This is a genomic window from Corynebacterium stercoris (assembly GCF_024160105.1).
Taxonomy (GTDB): Bacteria; Actinomycetota; Actinomycetes; order Mycobacteriales; family Mycobacteriaceae; genus Corynebacterium; species Corynebacterium stercoris.
The window spans coordinates 1-13,863 of the sequence record NZ_JAMFTQ010000017.1 but is presented as its reverse complement, the minus strand read 5'-3'; the positions used below and the strand labels follow the sequence as shown (position 1 = coordinate 13,863).

Here is a 13,863-nt window from a genome sequence, read left to right as displayed (position 1 = left end):
GCGCCGTCGGTGCTATTCGCGGGTGCCAGGAATCCGCGGCTCGCCGTTGCAGGACTCCTCCAGCACCGCGTTCAGGTCCCGCACCGTGTCGTCCCACGGCTCCGCCCACCCGGCGAGCTCCAGCAGCACCGACACGAGCACGCCGGTAAATCCCCACACCACGTAGCAGCCCACGTGGAACGCCGGCCCGGACCAGGCGCGCCAACCCGCCTCGATGCGTTTCGCTGGATCAATGAGCTCGCGCAGCGGCACGAAGAAGACGTCGTCAGTCTCCGCGAGGCTGGCCGGGTACACCTCGCCCGGATCCTCCGCGTACGCCAGCACGGGGCGCACGCGGCGGCGCGACCCACCCGTGGTCACCGGCTGCAGCACCGCCAGCGGCGTGACGCGGGCTGAGTCCAGACCAGTCTCCTCCCACGCCTCGCGGAGCGCAGCCGCAACCGGCCCGCCGTCCGATTCCTCGATGTGGCCGCCGGGAAAGGCCATCTGGCCGGAATGGCTCCGCATGTCGGGGCTGCGGTGGGTGATCAGCAGGCGAGCGTCGGCAGGCATGCGCTCCGCGTGCGGATCGCCGGCGATGAGCATGAGCACCGCCGACTGGTCCTTCTCCCCGCGCTGTGGCACGCGCGTGGCCAGCAGTTCTCGGGCGCGGTCGGCCAGGGTGTCGTCGGCGAGCGCGGCGACGAGCGGCCGCAACCAGGCGGGCGCGGCCTCGGGCTGAAGTGGGACGTCGGCCACGCTAGAGCACTCCGCTTACCGACGCCTCAAGCTCCGCCAGCGAGTGAAACGCGTGCGGGAACATGCCCACCGGCGTGCCGCCCTTGTACACCAGCATGATCGGCACCACGCCCGGCAGACCGAGCAGGCCCGCATAGCGGTTGTTGTCGTCCTGGTAGCTGGGGAAACGCACGTCGAGGTCATTCAACAGCGCCACGCCGTTCGCGGCGTTCGGGTCCGCGTGCACACCCACAACCTCAATCTCCGGGTGGGCATCCGCGAACGCCTGGGTGATCGGCAGCTCGCGCTTGCACGGATCGCACCACCACGCCCACACGTTGACCAGGGTGATCTCGGCGTGCTCACCCGGCACACTGCGCCCGCCGAGGCACGGCAGGTCAATGCCGCCGACGCCGCCCTCCACGCAGTCCGCGCGCTGATCCGCACCCGGGATGATCTGCGGGCGCGGCGCTCCGGTGATCAGGGGCGAATCCGGCGCAGCCGTCTCGGCGCCGCTGTCCGGGCGCAGCAGCAGTACCGCTCCAGCAATCACCGCGACCGTGACCAGCACAATCACGATCACGCTCCCCGCAACGGACTTCTTCATCTACGCCTCACCCTCGATCCCGACCATGCGCAGAATGTGCCCCCGCTCCTCACCCGTCACCAGCGCCGCCGCCTCCGCCGGGTCCGTCGGCCCGACCTGGCCGAAGCTCGGGCAGTCGAACGCAATCGGGCACGCCCCGCACGCCGCCTTGCGAGCGTGGCACACCCGCCGTCCGTGGAAAATAATCCGGTGCGAGAACATGGTCCACTCGCGCTTTTCCAGCAGCTCAGCCACGGCGTGCTCGATTTTCACCGGGTCCTTCTCTTCCGTCAGCGCGAGGCGGTGCGCAAGGCGCTGGAAATGCGTATCGACGGTCAATCCCGGCAACCCAAACGCATTCCCACGCACCACGTGCGCAGTCTTGCGGCCCACGCCGGGCAGCCGCACCAGATCCTCGAGCGCCTCCGGCACCTCGCCACCGTGATCCGCCACCAGCGCCTGGCCGAGGCCGATCACGTTCGCCGCCTTCGAGCGGAAGAAACCGGTGGGCCGGATGATCTCCTCGACCTCTTCTTGGGAGGCAGAGGCGTAGGCTTCGGCCGTCGGAAAGCGTCGGAAGAGCTCCGGCGTGACCTGGTTGACGCGCACGTCCGTGGTCTGCGCCGATAGCACCGTGGCCACGAGCAGCTCCAGCGGGTTGGTGAAATCCAGCTCCGCGTGCGCGTCAGGGAACGCTTCCGCGAGCGCGCGGTTGATGCGGCGCACGCGGCGGACCAGCCCCAGCCGGGTCTCCGTGCCCTTCGCCGCCGGATGGGTGCCGGGGCGGCGGACGCGGCGCTCGGGAGTTTCTGCAGGCATGGGGACCATGCTAGCGGGCGGGTTCTTTTAGGATGGAACCCATGATGATTCTCGTCGCCGCCCTCGTTCCCCTCGGCCTCGGGCTGTTCACCGTGGCTATGGAGCGGCTCGAGCGCACTGTCCTCGGCGCGACCCAGCCGCCGAAGTAGCGAAATCGGCCCCGGCCACGGGCAATGGTGGTATCCTCGCGTGAGACAGACCACATGTGACAAAACAGTCAATATGCCGTCGACGTGACAAATTGCACTCGGGAGGATCAATGGAAGGCGTTCAAGACACCCTCGCACGCGCGGGCATCTTCCAGGGGGTGGACCCCGAAGCGGTGTCCGCCCTGATCAGCGAGATGGAAACGGTCACCTTTCCCCGCGGCACCACGATTTTCGACGAAGGCGAGCCCGGCGACCGCCTCTACATCATCGTCGGCGGCAAGGTGAAGCTCGCCCGCCACGCACCGGACGGCCGCGAGAACTTGCTGTCTGTCATGGGCCCCTCCGACATGTTCGGCGAGCTCTCCATCTTCGACCCAGGTCCGCGCACCTCCTCCGCCGTGTGCGTCACCGAAGTGACCGCCGCGACGATGGACTCCACCATGCTGAAGCACTGGATCGAGGACCACCCGGAGATTTCCCAGCAGCTGCTGCGCGTCCTGGCCCGCCGCCTGCGCCGCACCAACGCCTCGCTCGCGGACCTCATCTTCACCGACGTCCCCGGCCGCGTGGCCAAGACGCTGCTGCAGCTGGCAAACCGCTTCGGCACCCAGGAAGGCGGCGCGCTGCGCGTCAACCACGACCTCACGCAGGAGGAGATCGCCCAGCTTGTCGGTGCCTCCCGCGAGACTGTGAACAAGGCGCTCGCGACCTTCGCCCACCGCGGCTGGATCCGCCTCGAAGGCAAGAGCGTGCTCATCGTGAACACCGAGCACCTCGCCCGCCGCGCGCGGTAGGTAGGCCGGCTGCTGCGCGCGGCGGCCCATCGCGGTAGGTACGCCGGGCGGCTGGTACGCTGGGCGGCTGCGCGCGTCGCGCACGGTGCCGTTTGGCCGCTCACAGTCGCGTACCCCCATAGTCATGCCCCAATAGTGATGAGGGCGGGAGCTGCGACCTGCGGCGCGCGGTCAGGTGGTGAATGCGCCACCTGACAGGGAGGTTGTTGTGGGTCGTCGTGGGACTCCTATGCATGTGCGCGAGGCTGCGCTGGCCAGGGTTGAGGCGGGTGAGGGTGTGTACGCCGTCGCCCGTGATGTTGGTGTGGGTCCGGACCGGGTGTACGACTGGATGAAAGCTGCCGGGGTTGTACCGCCGCAGAGGCACGGTTGATGAAACTCGCCGGCATCCAAGGCCGCAGAAGGGGCCGCACTCCGATCACAACGCTTCGGGCTGATGTCCCGGATTGTCGTCCTGATCTGGTCAATCGTGACTTCACCGCGTCAGCGCCGCACCGGCTGTGGGTCGCTGACATCACCTACGTGCGTACCCTGTCGGGGTTTGCGTACACCGCGTTCATCACCGATGCGTACTCCCGCAAGATTGTCGGGGTTGCCACCAGGGCGAGCATGCGCACCGATGAGCTGCCTCTTGAGGCTTTTGAGCATGCTCTTTATCACGCAGGCGACCCCCGCGCTGAAGGGCTCGTTCACCACAGCGATCGCAGCTCGCAGTATGTGTCCATCCGTTACAGTGAGGCGCTTGCTCAAGCTGGGATTGATCCGTCCGTTGGCACCGTCGGCGATTCCTACGACAACGCGTTGGCGGAAACGGTCAACGGTCTCTACAAGACCGAGCTGATCTATCCCCACCGGCCGTGGGCATCGGTTGGGGAAGTCGAGATCGCGACCCTTCGCTGGGTGTACTTGTGAGACAACCACCGCCTGCACGAGTCATTGGGATACATCACCCCACAAGAGATGGAAGACGCCTACTATCAACAATCACACGCCCACCCGTTGGGCGTTCAATAAGCGGAACGAAAACCAGGACGCTTCATTCAAGGCCTACCTCATCCAGGAGAATGCCAAGGGTGCACCCCGGAACGCTTACGCACCCTTCTACGTCTGGCGCGACATCGACGGAATGCGTCAGTTTTGCTGGGGCGAACCCGGCTACTCGGCCATCGTGCGCGACTTCGGCCGCTACCCGATCCACGACTGGACTGTCCACCAGTTTGTTGCCGGCCCGGCCGACTACTCCGCAGCCCGAAGCCTGACCGTCAAGACCGTGCCCCTCCCGGTTGGCGCCGCGCCGTCCCACTGCATCGAGGACATCACCGCGGAATTCCTCGCCACGACCACTGACTCCACCGTGGCCCGCGTCGCCGCCGTCGACGTCACGGCCTGGACCGTCATCCTCGTCGAACTCTGCACCCGTGAAGCCGACGAGAGCTCCACCGATGTCGCCGCCTACGAGGTACTGCACGTTTCCGCTGCTGCCTGACTCACACACCTTCGAGCCGCCCCGCGGGGGCACTTGGCCTTCTTGGGCGGCGTCTGCCACTCAGGGAGGCTTCTTCATGTCTCATCCCAACGCCGCTCTCACGCCGCGCCATCGCTTGATCGTCGCCCAGCTCGTGGTCGACCAGAGCTGGCCGATAAGCGAGGTCGCCGCCAGGTTTCAGGTCTCTTGGCCCACTGTGAAGCGCTGGGCCGACCGCTACCGGGCGGGCCAGTCCATGCAGGACCGCCCCTCGCGGCCTCACCACTCGCCAAACAGGACCAACCCGAAGACGACGAAGCGCTGCATCCAGCTCCGCCTCCGATTGCGCGAGGGCCCGGTCCAGCTCGCGTGCCGGCTGGGGATCGCGCCGTCGACGGTCCACCGGATCCTGGTCGACGCGCACCTGAACCGGCTTTCGCATGTCGACCGGGCAACCGGGGAGCCGGTCCGCCGCTACGAGCACGACCACCCCGGGGCGATGCTGCACGTCGACGTGAAGAAGCTCGGCAACATCCCCGACGGCGGCGGCTGGCGCTACGTCGGCCGCCAGCAGGGCGAGAAGAACCGCGCCGCCACCCCGGGCAAGCCCAAGAACAAGTACAGCAACCCGTTGATGGGCAAGGCCTACGTCCACATCGTCATCGACGACCATTCCCGCGCCGCCTACGCCGAGATCCACGACGACGAAACTGCCCTCACCGCCACCGCGGTCCTCGTTCGGGCCGTCAAGTGGTTCAACGCACGCGGGGTGACCGTTGAGCGGGTCCTGTCCGACAACGGCGGCGCGTACCGCTCACACCTGTGGCGAGACACCTGCCACGAGCTCGGTATCCGGCACAAGCGCACCTGGCCCTATCGGCCGCAGACCAACGGGAAGATCGAACGCTTCCACCGCACCCTGGCCGACGGCTGGGCCTACGCCCGCTGCTACACCAGCGAGACCGAACGTCGCGGAGAACTCGACGGCTGGCTGCACTACTACAACCACCACCGGCCCCACACCGCTTGCGGGAACCAGCCGCCCTTCTCACGCTTGACCAACGTACCCGGTCAGTACAGCTAGTCGCAGGTGCTCTCGAATTGATCGCGCGGCACGGTCTCGCCCGAGTCGCCGACCAGTACGTGGCCGGCACTGAGCTGCGTCAGCCATCGCGGTGCGACGACCACTCCGCTGCCGTCCAGTTCAGTGGTGGTCGAGGCGGCGTCGACGCTGACCTCGCCCCGCTGCGGCCAGGAGATCCCAGCGCCGCGCTGACCTTGTGGCATAGAGAAGGACCACCCTCGACAGAAGCGGCGCCGAGGGTGGCGGGCGCGACCTTACGCTGTGAACCGGTGCACAACCAGAGCCATCGAGTGACCCCCAAGGTCAGGTGGCGCCCCCTCGATGGCGGCGCGGCACCCGGAGCCTAGGAGCCAAGCTGGCCAGCGTCCGGCGAACCGCGAATTCGCCCCGCGACAAGGCCGCGCCGGATGGCCGCCCTCGGACCGCGACGCTGCGGCTGGCGAGGGAGCGGACCAGGGTCAGACCGAGGAGAGCGCCCTTGCCTTGATCTGGTCGAACTCCTGCTGGGTAATCGCTCCCGAGTCGAGAAGGGCCTTCGCCGAGGCGATCTCATCGGTCGGGCTCGATCCGGCGGAGCCGCCGGCGACGGACTTGATGTACTCATCCTGCCGCTGCTGGAGCTCCTGGTGCGCCTCGACCGCGCGGTCGGTCATCCCCCGACCTCGAACAAGCAGGTACGCGAGCATTCCGATGAACGGCAGCGCGATGATGAACACCACCCACAGCGTCTTCGCGAAGCCGCCGAGGTCCTTGCTACGGAAGAGATCTCCGAAGATCCACCACAGGGACATGAACCATGCGAAGAAGATGAAGAACTCGAACATGGCGAGTAGGAATGAGCCGTTGTCGTCGAACATCTGCTGACTGCCTCCTGACTGGATGGACGCTGGCCGAGCGGTCCACGCGGACCCCAGCACACGACGGTTAGGAACAAGGACGTGCTCGGGCCGTCGCCGAACCACGTTAGCAGCTCTTCCTCACCAAGTGTGGTAGCCGGGTTGCGACACGCTGACCGGGTTGGGCTGGTGAAGACGGGCCTGGGACTCCACGATTCGTAGCGACCAAGCAACGGATCGAGAGGAGTCCCAGGTGAGTGTTGAGGCTACCGTCCTGCCCGCTGCGATGCTCGGCATCTCGGGGTTGGTGGTGCTTGCCGCCGGTGAGTACGGCGGTGAGCTGGAGCTGTTGGTGGAGACCTTCGAGTCGGTGACCGGGTGCCCGCGGTGCGGGGTGGTCGCGGTGGCCCACGGCCGGCGCGAGCATCTGGTGCGTGACATCCCCTCGGCGGGGCGGCCGGTGCTGCTGGTGTGGCGCAAGCGGCTGTGGCGGTGCGCCGTGTGAGCGCTCGCCGTGGCAGCGGCCCACCAACGAAAACACCAACGGGGAGATCAGACGCCGGTTCTATGAAAAAGGCACCGACTTCTCAACCATCACCCCAGAACACGTGGCCTGGGTGCAAAACGAGCTCAATGAAACACCACGCCAAATCCTCCACGGCGCAACCCCACGTGAGATACTCCACGAAGTATTCAAACGTGGCGCAAACACCGCATGATCCCGCCCGGTTTTACAAATTCACCCCTCCGCCACTATTGGGGTATAGGTCAGCGACGTGAGGTGACGGCCCCGGCGGCCGGGGCGGTGGCCCAGGGCGGCGGCCCGGGACCGGCACGCCTCCGGGGCAGGTATTCCCGGGCATGTGTTTACGGGCAGGTATTCCGGGGCAGGTGTTTAAGGGCATACATGCTGGCACAGATTTTATTCACTTTTTCGACGACATCCGACCAGCACGGCCCCGACCAGCTGGTATGCCCCTAAACACCTGCCCCGGAACCTGACCTGCAGTTATGCCCCTTAAAGAAAAACCCCCTGACCAGGGCATTTACAGCCTGACAGGGGGTGAAGCTAGGCCGCCCGGCCGCGACGCCGCCCGAAACCGCGACGCCGCCCGACGCCGCCCGACCCCGCCGCCCGACGCCACCGCCCCCGCTACGACTTCCGCAGGTAACGCAGCGCCACACGGGTGGACTGCTCGGCAGCGCCGCGCAGGACAGGGTCAACGTCGTCGTAGATCGCGTCGACCAGCGTGTTGATGTCCACGTCGTCGCCGTGCTCCTTGAGTGCCTCGCGGATCTGGTCGAGGCGCTGGTTACGGCGGTCGATGTACTTGCGGGCGAATGCGGAAAGATCCTCGCCCTCAGGGCCGTGGCCCGGCAGCAGGGTGACGGACTTGCCGTCCTCCTCCAGCTTGGCCAGCGTCTCCATGTAATCGCCGAGGTCACCGTCGGTCTCGGAGATCATGGTGGTGTGGCGGCCGGCGATGGTGTCACCGGTGATGATGCCCTCGAGCTCCGCGCCGTCCTCGCCGGACGGGTAGACGTAGAAGCACACAGAGTCACGGGTGTGGCCAGGCGCCGCCACAACCTTGAGGGTGGGGGTGACGCCGTCGAGGGAGATAACTTCACCGTCGGCAAGCGGGTCGCCCGCGATGCAGTACTGCGGGTCGAACGCGCGCACCGGCGCGCCCGTGAGCTGGTGGAAGCGCGCTGCGCCATCGGCGTGGTCGTGGTGGCGGTGGGTGAGCAGGATCAGCCCGACCTTCTCGGCCTTGGCCTGCAGCACGTTGAGGTGCCCCTCATCCTCCGGGCCCGGGTCCACCACAATGCTCGCCGTGTCTTCCGGGCCGCGGATCACCCACGAGTTCGTGCCCTCGAGGGCCGCGTAGCTGGGGTTGGGCGCGAGAACGACAGCGACGGAAGCCGTCACAGGGCGCAGCTGACTGTAGGCGGGGTGTTTCATACCCCCCACTCTACCGCTTCAGCTCTACGACCAACTCCACCTCAACCGGGGAATCGAGCGGCAGCACCGCGACACCCACGGCGGAACGGGCGTGCTCGCCCGCCTCGCCGAATACTTCCTGCATGAGCTCGGACGCGCCGTTGATCACCGCGGGCTGCCCGCTAAACGACGGATCCGATGCAACAAACCCGACAACCTTGAGCACGCGCGCAACGTTGTCCACCCCGACGAGGGCGTCCACCGCCGCGATTGCGTTCAGCGCAGCCTGGCGCGCGTAGGTGTACGCGTCCTCCGCGCTGACGTCGGCACCAACCTTGCCGACGGCCATCAGCTCGCCGTCCTTGAACGGGAGTTGGCCGGAGGTCCACACCTGGTCACCCGCCTGCACCGCAGGCACGTACGCAGCAACAGGCTTCGCGACGCTCGGAAGTTCAATCCCCAGCTCCTGCAAACGAGCAGCGTGCGACATTAGTTCACCTCTCGCTTCATGTAGGCGACAACGTTGTCCGGGTTCGGGCCCGGAACGACTGCGACAAGCTCCCAGCCGTCCTCACCCCAGGTGTCCAGGATCTGCTTGGTTGCGTGGCTGAGCAGCGGCACGGTGGCGTATTCCCATTTCGTCATGGGCACTAGCGTAGCGCGCGCCGGCTCGGCAGGAGCGTGCTACAAGCCCTCGATCTCCGCACCGGATGCGAGGTACGCGGCCCAGTCAGTCACGTGCGGGTTCTTGCGCAGCACCGCGCGGCGCTGACGCTCCGTCAGCCCGCCCCACACGCCGAACTCCACCTTGTTGTCCAGGGCATCTGCGCGGCACTCCATCTGCACCGGGCAGCGGCGGCACACCGCGGCCGCCTTGCGCTGTTCCGCACCGCGCACGAAGAGGGCGTCCGGGTCGCCGGAGCGGCAGTGCGCCTGGGTCACCCACTCCCCTCGATCGAAGACCAGATTGCCTGCGGCGTTGCACTTCCGGGCGGTAGTCGGCGCTGCCGCGTATGTGGTGCGTCCTAGCGTGGCGGTCATCACATCCCCTTTCAGGAGGTCTCCGCTCGAGAGAGCAGATGCTTACGGCGAGGAAATTCCCGCAGGCCCCGCCCAGAACCGCTGTGATTTTGGGCATTGCCTGCAGCTTTCCGTGCCGCAACGGTGTGTGCGTTACAGCTGTAAGTCTATTCACACCCTCTGAAGTCTGTCGAATGCATCACAAAAGTGGGGGGAGTGACTGATTCCCCCGCCCGCCCGAATCATTTACTGTAATGGCGTGTCTGGTCTGAGAAGCGTGGGTAACCTGCTGGCCGCCGTCGTCGCCGCGGGCATTGCCATTGCGTTGTGCCTCGCGCCCTTGGCGGGCCTCGGGGGTCTGGCCGTCGCGCGGACGAATGAGACGATGCAGTCCAACCTGTCGGACATGTCCGACGGCGACGTCCCCGGCGTGACCACGATTACCGACGTCTACGGCGAGCCCATGGCCTGGATCTACAACCAGCGTCGGTACGAAGTGTCCAGCGATGACATCTCTCAGCACGTCAAAGACGCGCTGGTGGCCACCGAGGACCGCCGCTTTTTCGAGCACGAGGGCGTGGACATGCAGGGTTTCGCCCGCGCGCTGGTCACCAACATCCTGGCCGGCAGCGTGGAGCAGGGCGCGTCCACAATCAACCAGCAGTACGTGAAGAACTACCTCTGGCTGGTGGAGGCGGAAGACGATGAGGCCGCCCGCGCCGCCACGGAGCAGTCCATCCCCCGCAAGCTGCGCGAGATGCGCATGGCATCCGACCTGGATCAGACGCTGGAGAAGGACCAGATTCTCACCCGCTACCTCAACCTGGTGTCCTTCGGCAACCACGCGTACGGCATCGAGGCCGCCGCGCAGACCTACTACGGCATCTCGGCCAGCGAGCTGAACCCGGCGCAGTCTGCCCTGCTGGTGGGCCTTTTGCAGTCCGTGGAGTGGCTCAACCCGTACGCCAACCCCGAGGGCGCGACGCAGCGCCGGGATACGGTGCTGGCCAACATGGCGTCGGAAGGCTACTTGCCCCAGGAAGAGGCCGAGCGCGCGATGGCGGAGCCCCTCGGCGTCCTGGAGCAGCCCGCCTTGCTTCCCGACGGCTGCATCACCGCCGGCGACAACGGCTTCTTCTGCGACTATGCCCTGTCCTACCTGGCAGACAAGGGCCTGCCGCAGGAAGAGCTGGAGCGCGGTTCCTACACCATCACCACCACGCTGGACCCTAAGGTGCAGGAGGCGACCATCGCGGCGGTGCGTCGCAACGTCGGGCCGCTGACCCCCGGCGTGGCTGAGGTGATGAACGTGGTGCGCCCGGGCGCCGAGTCCCGCGACATCCTCGCCATGGCCACCTCGCGCTACTACGGCCTGGATCTGGAGCAGGGCCAGACGATCCTGCCGCAGCCGTCGTCGCTGGTGGGCAGCGGCGCGGGCTCCGTGTTCAAGATCTTCTCCGCCGCTGCGGCTCTCGAGCAGGGCTACGGTCTGGACACGATCCTCGAGACCCCGGAGCGCTCGGTGGTGTACGGCATGGGCAAGGGCGGCGCAGAGAACTGCCCGCCGGACGCGTACTGCGTGGAGAACGCCGGCACGTACGCCCCGCGCATGCCGTTGCGCGACGCGCTGGCACTGTCCCCCAACACCACGTTCATCGAGCTGATCCAGCAGGTCGGCGTGGCCCCCACTGTGGACATTGCGGTGCGCCTGGGCCTGCGCTCCTACCTCGACGAGGGTTCCTTCGGCGACGGCCGCTCCGTGGCCACCGCGGCGAAGGAGGAGAACATGGGCTCCTTCACCCTCGGCCCCACGCCGGTGAACGCGCTGGAACTCTCCAACGTCGGGGCGACGCTCGCGTCTGCCGGGCGCTGGTGCGAGCCGAACCCGATCGTCGCCGTGACTGACAAGCACGGCCAGCAGGTCTACATCGACCGCCCCGCCTGCGAGCAGGCAATTGACCCGGAGATTGCCGCGGCGCTGGCGAACGGCTTAAGCCAGGATTCCATCGACGGCACCGCTACCCGCGCCGCCCACGCCGCCGGCTGGACTGCGCCGGTGGCCGCCAAGACGGGCACCACGGAGTCCCACCACTCCTCGGCGTTTCTGGGCTTCACGCTCGGCATGTCGGCGGCCACTTACATTTTCAACGACGGCCTCCAAACCGCCCCACTGTGCGGCGGCCCGGTGCGCCAGTGCGCGCAGGGCAACCTCTTCGGCGGCGGGGAGGCCGCGGACACGTGGTTCCAGGCGGCGGCGTACATTCCGGGCTCGACGTCGGGCTTGCCGCCGTCGGCAGCCGCGTACAACCGCGGCACGCGGCGCGACGCGCTGGATGAGACCATCGGCATGACCGCGGCCGCTGCCCGCGCGAGCCTCGAGGCCCAGGGTTTCACCGTCACGGTGAACACCGTCTTCGGCGACGGCGCACCCGCCGGCACGGTCGTCTCAGCGGTGCCCGCCGACCCGAACCTGAGCCGCGGCAGCGTGATCACGCTCAACGTGTCCGACGGCAGCGCGTCCACAACCACCCCGACGTCCGCCACTGCGACAACCACCCCGACATCCCCCGGCGCCCCGGCGAGCCCGGAGCCGTCGCCAGGCGCTGAGCCCCCGCCGCCGGGCACGGGCTTGGATGACATTCAGCGCCAGTTCAACGACATCGCTGACGGGTTGGCCGGCGTGTTGACCAACAACACCTAGTTGGACAGGCGCGCCTTCACGGCCGCAGAGAGGCGCTTGCCGTCGGCGCGGCCGGCTGCCTTGGCGGTGGCTTCCTTCATCACGGCACCCATCTGCGCCATGGATTCGGCGCCGAGGTCGGTGACAACGCCGTCGACAAGCTGGGTGAGCTCCTCGTCGCTGAGCTGCTGCGGCTGGTAGCCCTCCAGGATCGCGGCCTCGCCCAGCTCCTGCTCGGCCAGGTCCTCGCGGCCATTGGTCTGGTAAATCTCCGCGGATTCGCGGCGCTTCTTGATTTCGCGGGCGATGATTTTCTGAATCTCGTCGTCCGTGACCTCGTGCTTCGTGCCCTCGGTCTCGGCGGTCTGGATCGCGGCCAGCAGCATGCGGATGGTGCCGGTGCGCTCCTTCTCCTTGGCCTTCATGGCTTCTTTGAGGTCGGCGCGGATCTGGTCTTTCAATGCACTCATAGCCACGAGCGTACTTCAGCTAGGCTCGGTCGAATGAAGAAGTCGCTGGTCGGTCTCGGAGCCCTTGGCTTATCGACGCTCGCTTACGCCAACCTCCAAACCCGCGACTTCATCCTGCAGGAGTACGAGCTGCCGCTGCTGGCGCCGGGCGTGCTGCGCGGCAAGGCATCGTTCGATGTCCTGCACGTGTCTGACCTGCACATGATCCCCGGCCAGCGCGCGAAGGTGGAGTGGGTGTCCGGCCTGGACGCGCTGGAGCCGGACCTGGTGGTGAACACCGGCGACAACCTGTCCGACAAGGCCGCCGTGCCGTGGGTGCTCGACGCGCTGGGCCCGCTTTTGAACCGCCCGGGCGCCTTCGTCTTCGGCACCAACGATTACTGGGCTCCGCGCCCCGTCAACCCGCTGAAGTACGTCCTGGACCAGAAGCGCGAGCCGTCGTACGTGGATCTGCCGTGGAAGGGCATGCGCGCCGCGTTCATCGAGCGCGGCTGGCGCGACGCCACCCACCAGCGCCTGGAGTTCAAGGCCGGCGACGTGCGCCTCGCGCTCGCGGGTGTGGATGACCCGCACCACGAGCTCGACGACTACGCCACCATCGCGGGCGCACCGAACGTTGATGCCGATCTATCCATCGCTCTACTGCACGCCCCCTACCGGCGCGTTCTGGACGCGTTCGAGGCCGACGGCTACCAGCTCGCCCTGGCCGGCCACACCCACGGCGGACAGATCCGGCTGCCGGGCGGCCGCGCGCTGGTAACCAACGCGGACATCGACCGCGAGCGCGCCTCCGGACTGCACCGCTACGGCGGGATGTGGATGGAGGTATCGCAGGGACTGGGGCAGTCCAAGTACGCGCCGGCGCGGCTGTTCTGCAAGCCGGCGGCCTCGCTGATTCACGTCACTGAGCGCACCTGAGCTGGCGTTTTGGCCTAGCGGTCGCGCGGGAGTAGAGTATCCCGAGTACGCGGGCAAGCCCACGATACAACCGGGATATGGCGCAGCTTGGTAGCGCGCTTCGTTCGGGACGAAGAGGTCGCAGGTTCAAATCCTGTTATCCCGACCACAGAGAAACCCGCAGGTCTTGTGATCTGCGGGTTTTGCCGTTGCGATTCCGGTACCCCTCGTCGTACACAGCACCTGAAAACCTGAGCTTATTCGCGATAAGAGTTAGATCCGGGGACTGCGGCTTTCCTGTGAACCTCTGTGGCCATCTAGTCGTGTTTGTTAGATAGCTGTGGCTAGAGCGCGTCGCTCTGCCAGGGTTGTATAGCCCTTACCTGGGTGTGTGGTTAGCCTTT

At 66.9% G+C, this 13,863-nt stretch carries 16 protein-coding genes, 1 tRNA gene and 2 pseudogenes; 9 read left to right on the top strand and 10 right to left on the bottom strand.

Translation table 11 applies throughout. The features are described 5' to 3' along the window. Positions 1–12: 12 nt before the first annotated feature. The 3 genes from M5J20_RS09980 to nth are packed head-to-tail and all read right to left on the bottom strand — an operon-like array spanning position 13 to position 2,122. The gene (locus tag M5J20_RS09980; RefSeq protein ID WP_253579174.1) at positions 13–738 is read right to left on the bottom strand and encodes an NUDIX hydrolase; all 726 of its coding nucleotides are present in this window, start codon (positions 736–738) and stop codon (positions 13–15) included. A gap of 1 nt (position 739) precedes the next feature. After that, positions 740–1,324 carry a TlpA disulfide reductase family protein gene (locus M5J20_RS09975; RefSeq protein ID WP_253579172.1) on the bottom strand — a complete coding sequence of 195 codons (585 nt, stop codon included), beginning with the start codon at positions 1,322–1,324 and terminating at the stop codon, positions 740–742. Further along, positions 1,325–2,122, bottom strand: a complete 798-nt coding sequence (nth, locus tag M5J20_RS09970; protein WP_253579170.1) for an endonuclease III — start codon at positions 2,120–2,122, stop codon at positions 1,325–1,327. 259 nt (positions 2,123–2,381) lie between these two features. Here nth and glxR point away from each other — a divergent pair, with 259 nt between their 5' ends. The 4 genes and pseudogenes from glxR to M5J20_RS09950 all read left to right on the top strand — a co-directional run bounded on the left by glxR (position 2,382) and on the right by M5J20_RS09950 (position 5,614). Next, positions 2,382–3,065 carry a CRP-like cAMP-activated global transcriptional regulator GlxR gene (glxR, locus tag M5J20_RS09965; protein WP_253579168.1) on the top strand — a complete coding sequence of 228 codons (684 nt, stop codon included), beginning with the start codon at positions 2,382–2,384 and terminating at the stop codon, positions 3,063–3,065. Positions 3,066–3,428: 363 nt separating this feature from the next. After that, positions 3,429–4,079 (top strand): annotated as a pseudogene (locus tag M5J20_RS09960) (IS3 family transposase); the annotation flags it as partial. Then, positions 4,042–4,551, top strand: coding sequence for a DUF4865 family protein (locus M5J20_RS09955; protein ID WP_253579230.1), 510 nt, complete (start codon positions 4,042–4,044; stop codon positions 4,549–4,551). The pseudogene M5J20_RS09960 and the gene M5J20_RS09955, both read left to right, overlap by 38 nt. A gap of 76 nt (positions 4,552–4,627) precedes the next feature. Continuing rightward, positions 4,628–5,614 carry an IS481 family transposase gene (locus M5J20_RS09950; RefSeq protein ID WP_253579166.1) on the top strand — a complete coding sequence of 329 codons (987 nt, stop codon included), beginning with the start codon at positions 4,628–4,630 and terminating at the stop codon, positions 5,612–5,614. On the opposite strand, the gene M5J20_RS09945 is transcribed toward M5J20_RS09950, so the two are convergent. Beyond that, positions 5,611–5,817: a hypothetical protein gene (locus tag M5J20_RS09945; RefSeq protein WP_006841314.1), complete on the bottom strand. Its 207-nt coding sequence runs from the start codon at positions 5,815–5,817 to the stop codon at positions 5,611–5,613. The genes M5J20_RS09950 and M5J20_RS09945 overlap by 4 nt on opposite strands. A gap of 255 nt (positions 5,818–6,072) precedes the next feature. Continuing rightward, positions 6,073–6,471 (bottom strand): SHOCT domain-containing protein, encoded by a 399-nt coding sequence (locus M5J20_RS09940; protein ID WP_253579164.1) that lies wholly within the window; start codon positions 6,469–6,471, stop codon positions 6,073–6,075. A gap of 265 nt (positions 6,472–6,736) precedes the next feature. Here M5J20_RS09940 and M5J20_RS09935 point away from each other — a divergent pair, with 265 nt between their 5' ends. Further along, positions 6,737–6,955 carry a transposase family protein gene (locus tag M5J20_RS09935; RefSeq protein ID WP_256478261.1) on the top strand — a complete coding sequence of 73 codons (219 nt, stop codon included), beginning with the start codon at positions 6,737–6,739 and terminating at the stop codon, positions 6,953–6,955. Beyond that, positions 6,951–7,169 (top strand): annotated as a pseudogene (locus M5J20_RS09930) (transposase); the annotation flags it as partial. The gene M5J20_RS09935 and the pseudogene M5J20_RS09930, both read left to right, overlap by 5 nt. A 434-nt stretch (positions 7,170–7,603) precedes the next feature. On the opposite strand, the gene M5J20_RS09925 reads toward M5J20_RS09930, so the two are convergent. Genes M5J20_RS09925 through M5J20_RS09910 form a run of 4 tightly spaced genes read right to left on the bottom strand, consistent with a single transcriptional unit; the run spans position 7,604 to position 9,433 of the window. Further along, complete coding sequence (locus M5J20_RS09925) at positions 7,604–8,413, bottom strand: MBL fold metallo-hydrolase (protein WP_253579160.1); 810 nt, start codon at positions 8,411–8,413, stop codon at positions 7,604–7,606. A 10-nt stretch (positions 8,414–8,423) separates the two neighbouring features. Beyond that, the gene (locus tag M5J20_RS09920; protein WP_253579157.1) at positions 8,424–8,882 is read right to left on the bottom strand and encodes a RidA family protein; all 459 of its coding nucleotides are present in this window, start codon (positions 8,880–8,882) and stop codon (positions 8,424–8,426) included. Continuing rightward, positions 8,882–9,037, bottom strand: coding sequence for a Sp36 family protein (gene sp36 / locus M5J20_RS09915; RefSeq protein ID WP_253579155.1), 156 nt, complete (start codon positions 9,035–9,037; stop codon positions 8,882–8,884). The genes M5J20_RS09920 and sp36 overlap by 1 nt, the downstream gene beginning before the upstream one ends. A 39-nt stretch (positions 9,038–9,076) precedes the next feature. Beyond that, complete coding sequence (locus tag M5J20_RS09910) at positions 9,077–9,433, bottom strand: WhiB family transcriptional regulator (RefSeq protein WP_253579153.1); 357 nt, start codon at positions 9,431–9,433, stop codon at positions 9,077–9,079. 238 nt (positions 9,434–9,671) lie between these two features. Here M5J20_RS09910 and M5J20_RS09905 point away from each other — a divergent pair, with 238 nt between their 5' ends. After that, a complete protein-coding gene (locus M5J20_RS09905) occupies positions 9,672–12,113 on the top strand; it encodes a transglycosylase domain-containing protein (protein ID WP_253579151.1) in 2,442 nt (813 codons plus the stop codon). Here the strand turns inward: M5J20_RS09905 and M5J20_RS09900 are convergent. Further along, positions 12,110–12,562 (bottom strand): GatB/YqeY domain-containing protein, encoded by a 453-nt coding sequence (locus M5J20_RS09900; protein WP_253579149.1) that lies wholly within the window; start codon positions 12,560–12,562, stop codon positions 12,110–12,112. The two genes, M5J20_RS09905 and M5J20_RS09900, sit on opposite strands and share 4 nt — an antisense overlap. A 33-nt stretch (positions 12,563–12,595) precedes the next feature. Here M5J20_RS09900 and M5J20_RS09895 point away from each other — a divergent pair, with 33 nt between their 5' ends. Next, positions 12,596–13,480: a metallophosphoesterase gene (locus M5J20_RS09895; protein ID WP_253579148.1), complete on the top strand. Its 885-nt coding sequence runs from the start codon at positions 12,596–12,598 to the stop codon at positions 13,478–13,480. 71 nt (positions 13,481–13,551) lie between these two features. Continuing rightward, positions 13,552–13,628: transfer RNA gene (locus M5J20_RS09890), tRNA-Pro, on the top strand. The last annotated feature ends 235 nt before the right edge of the window (positions 13,629–13,863 follow it).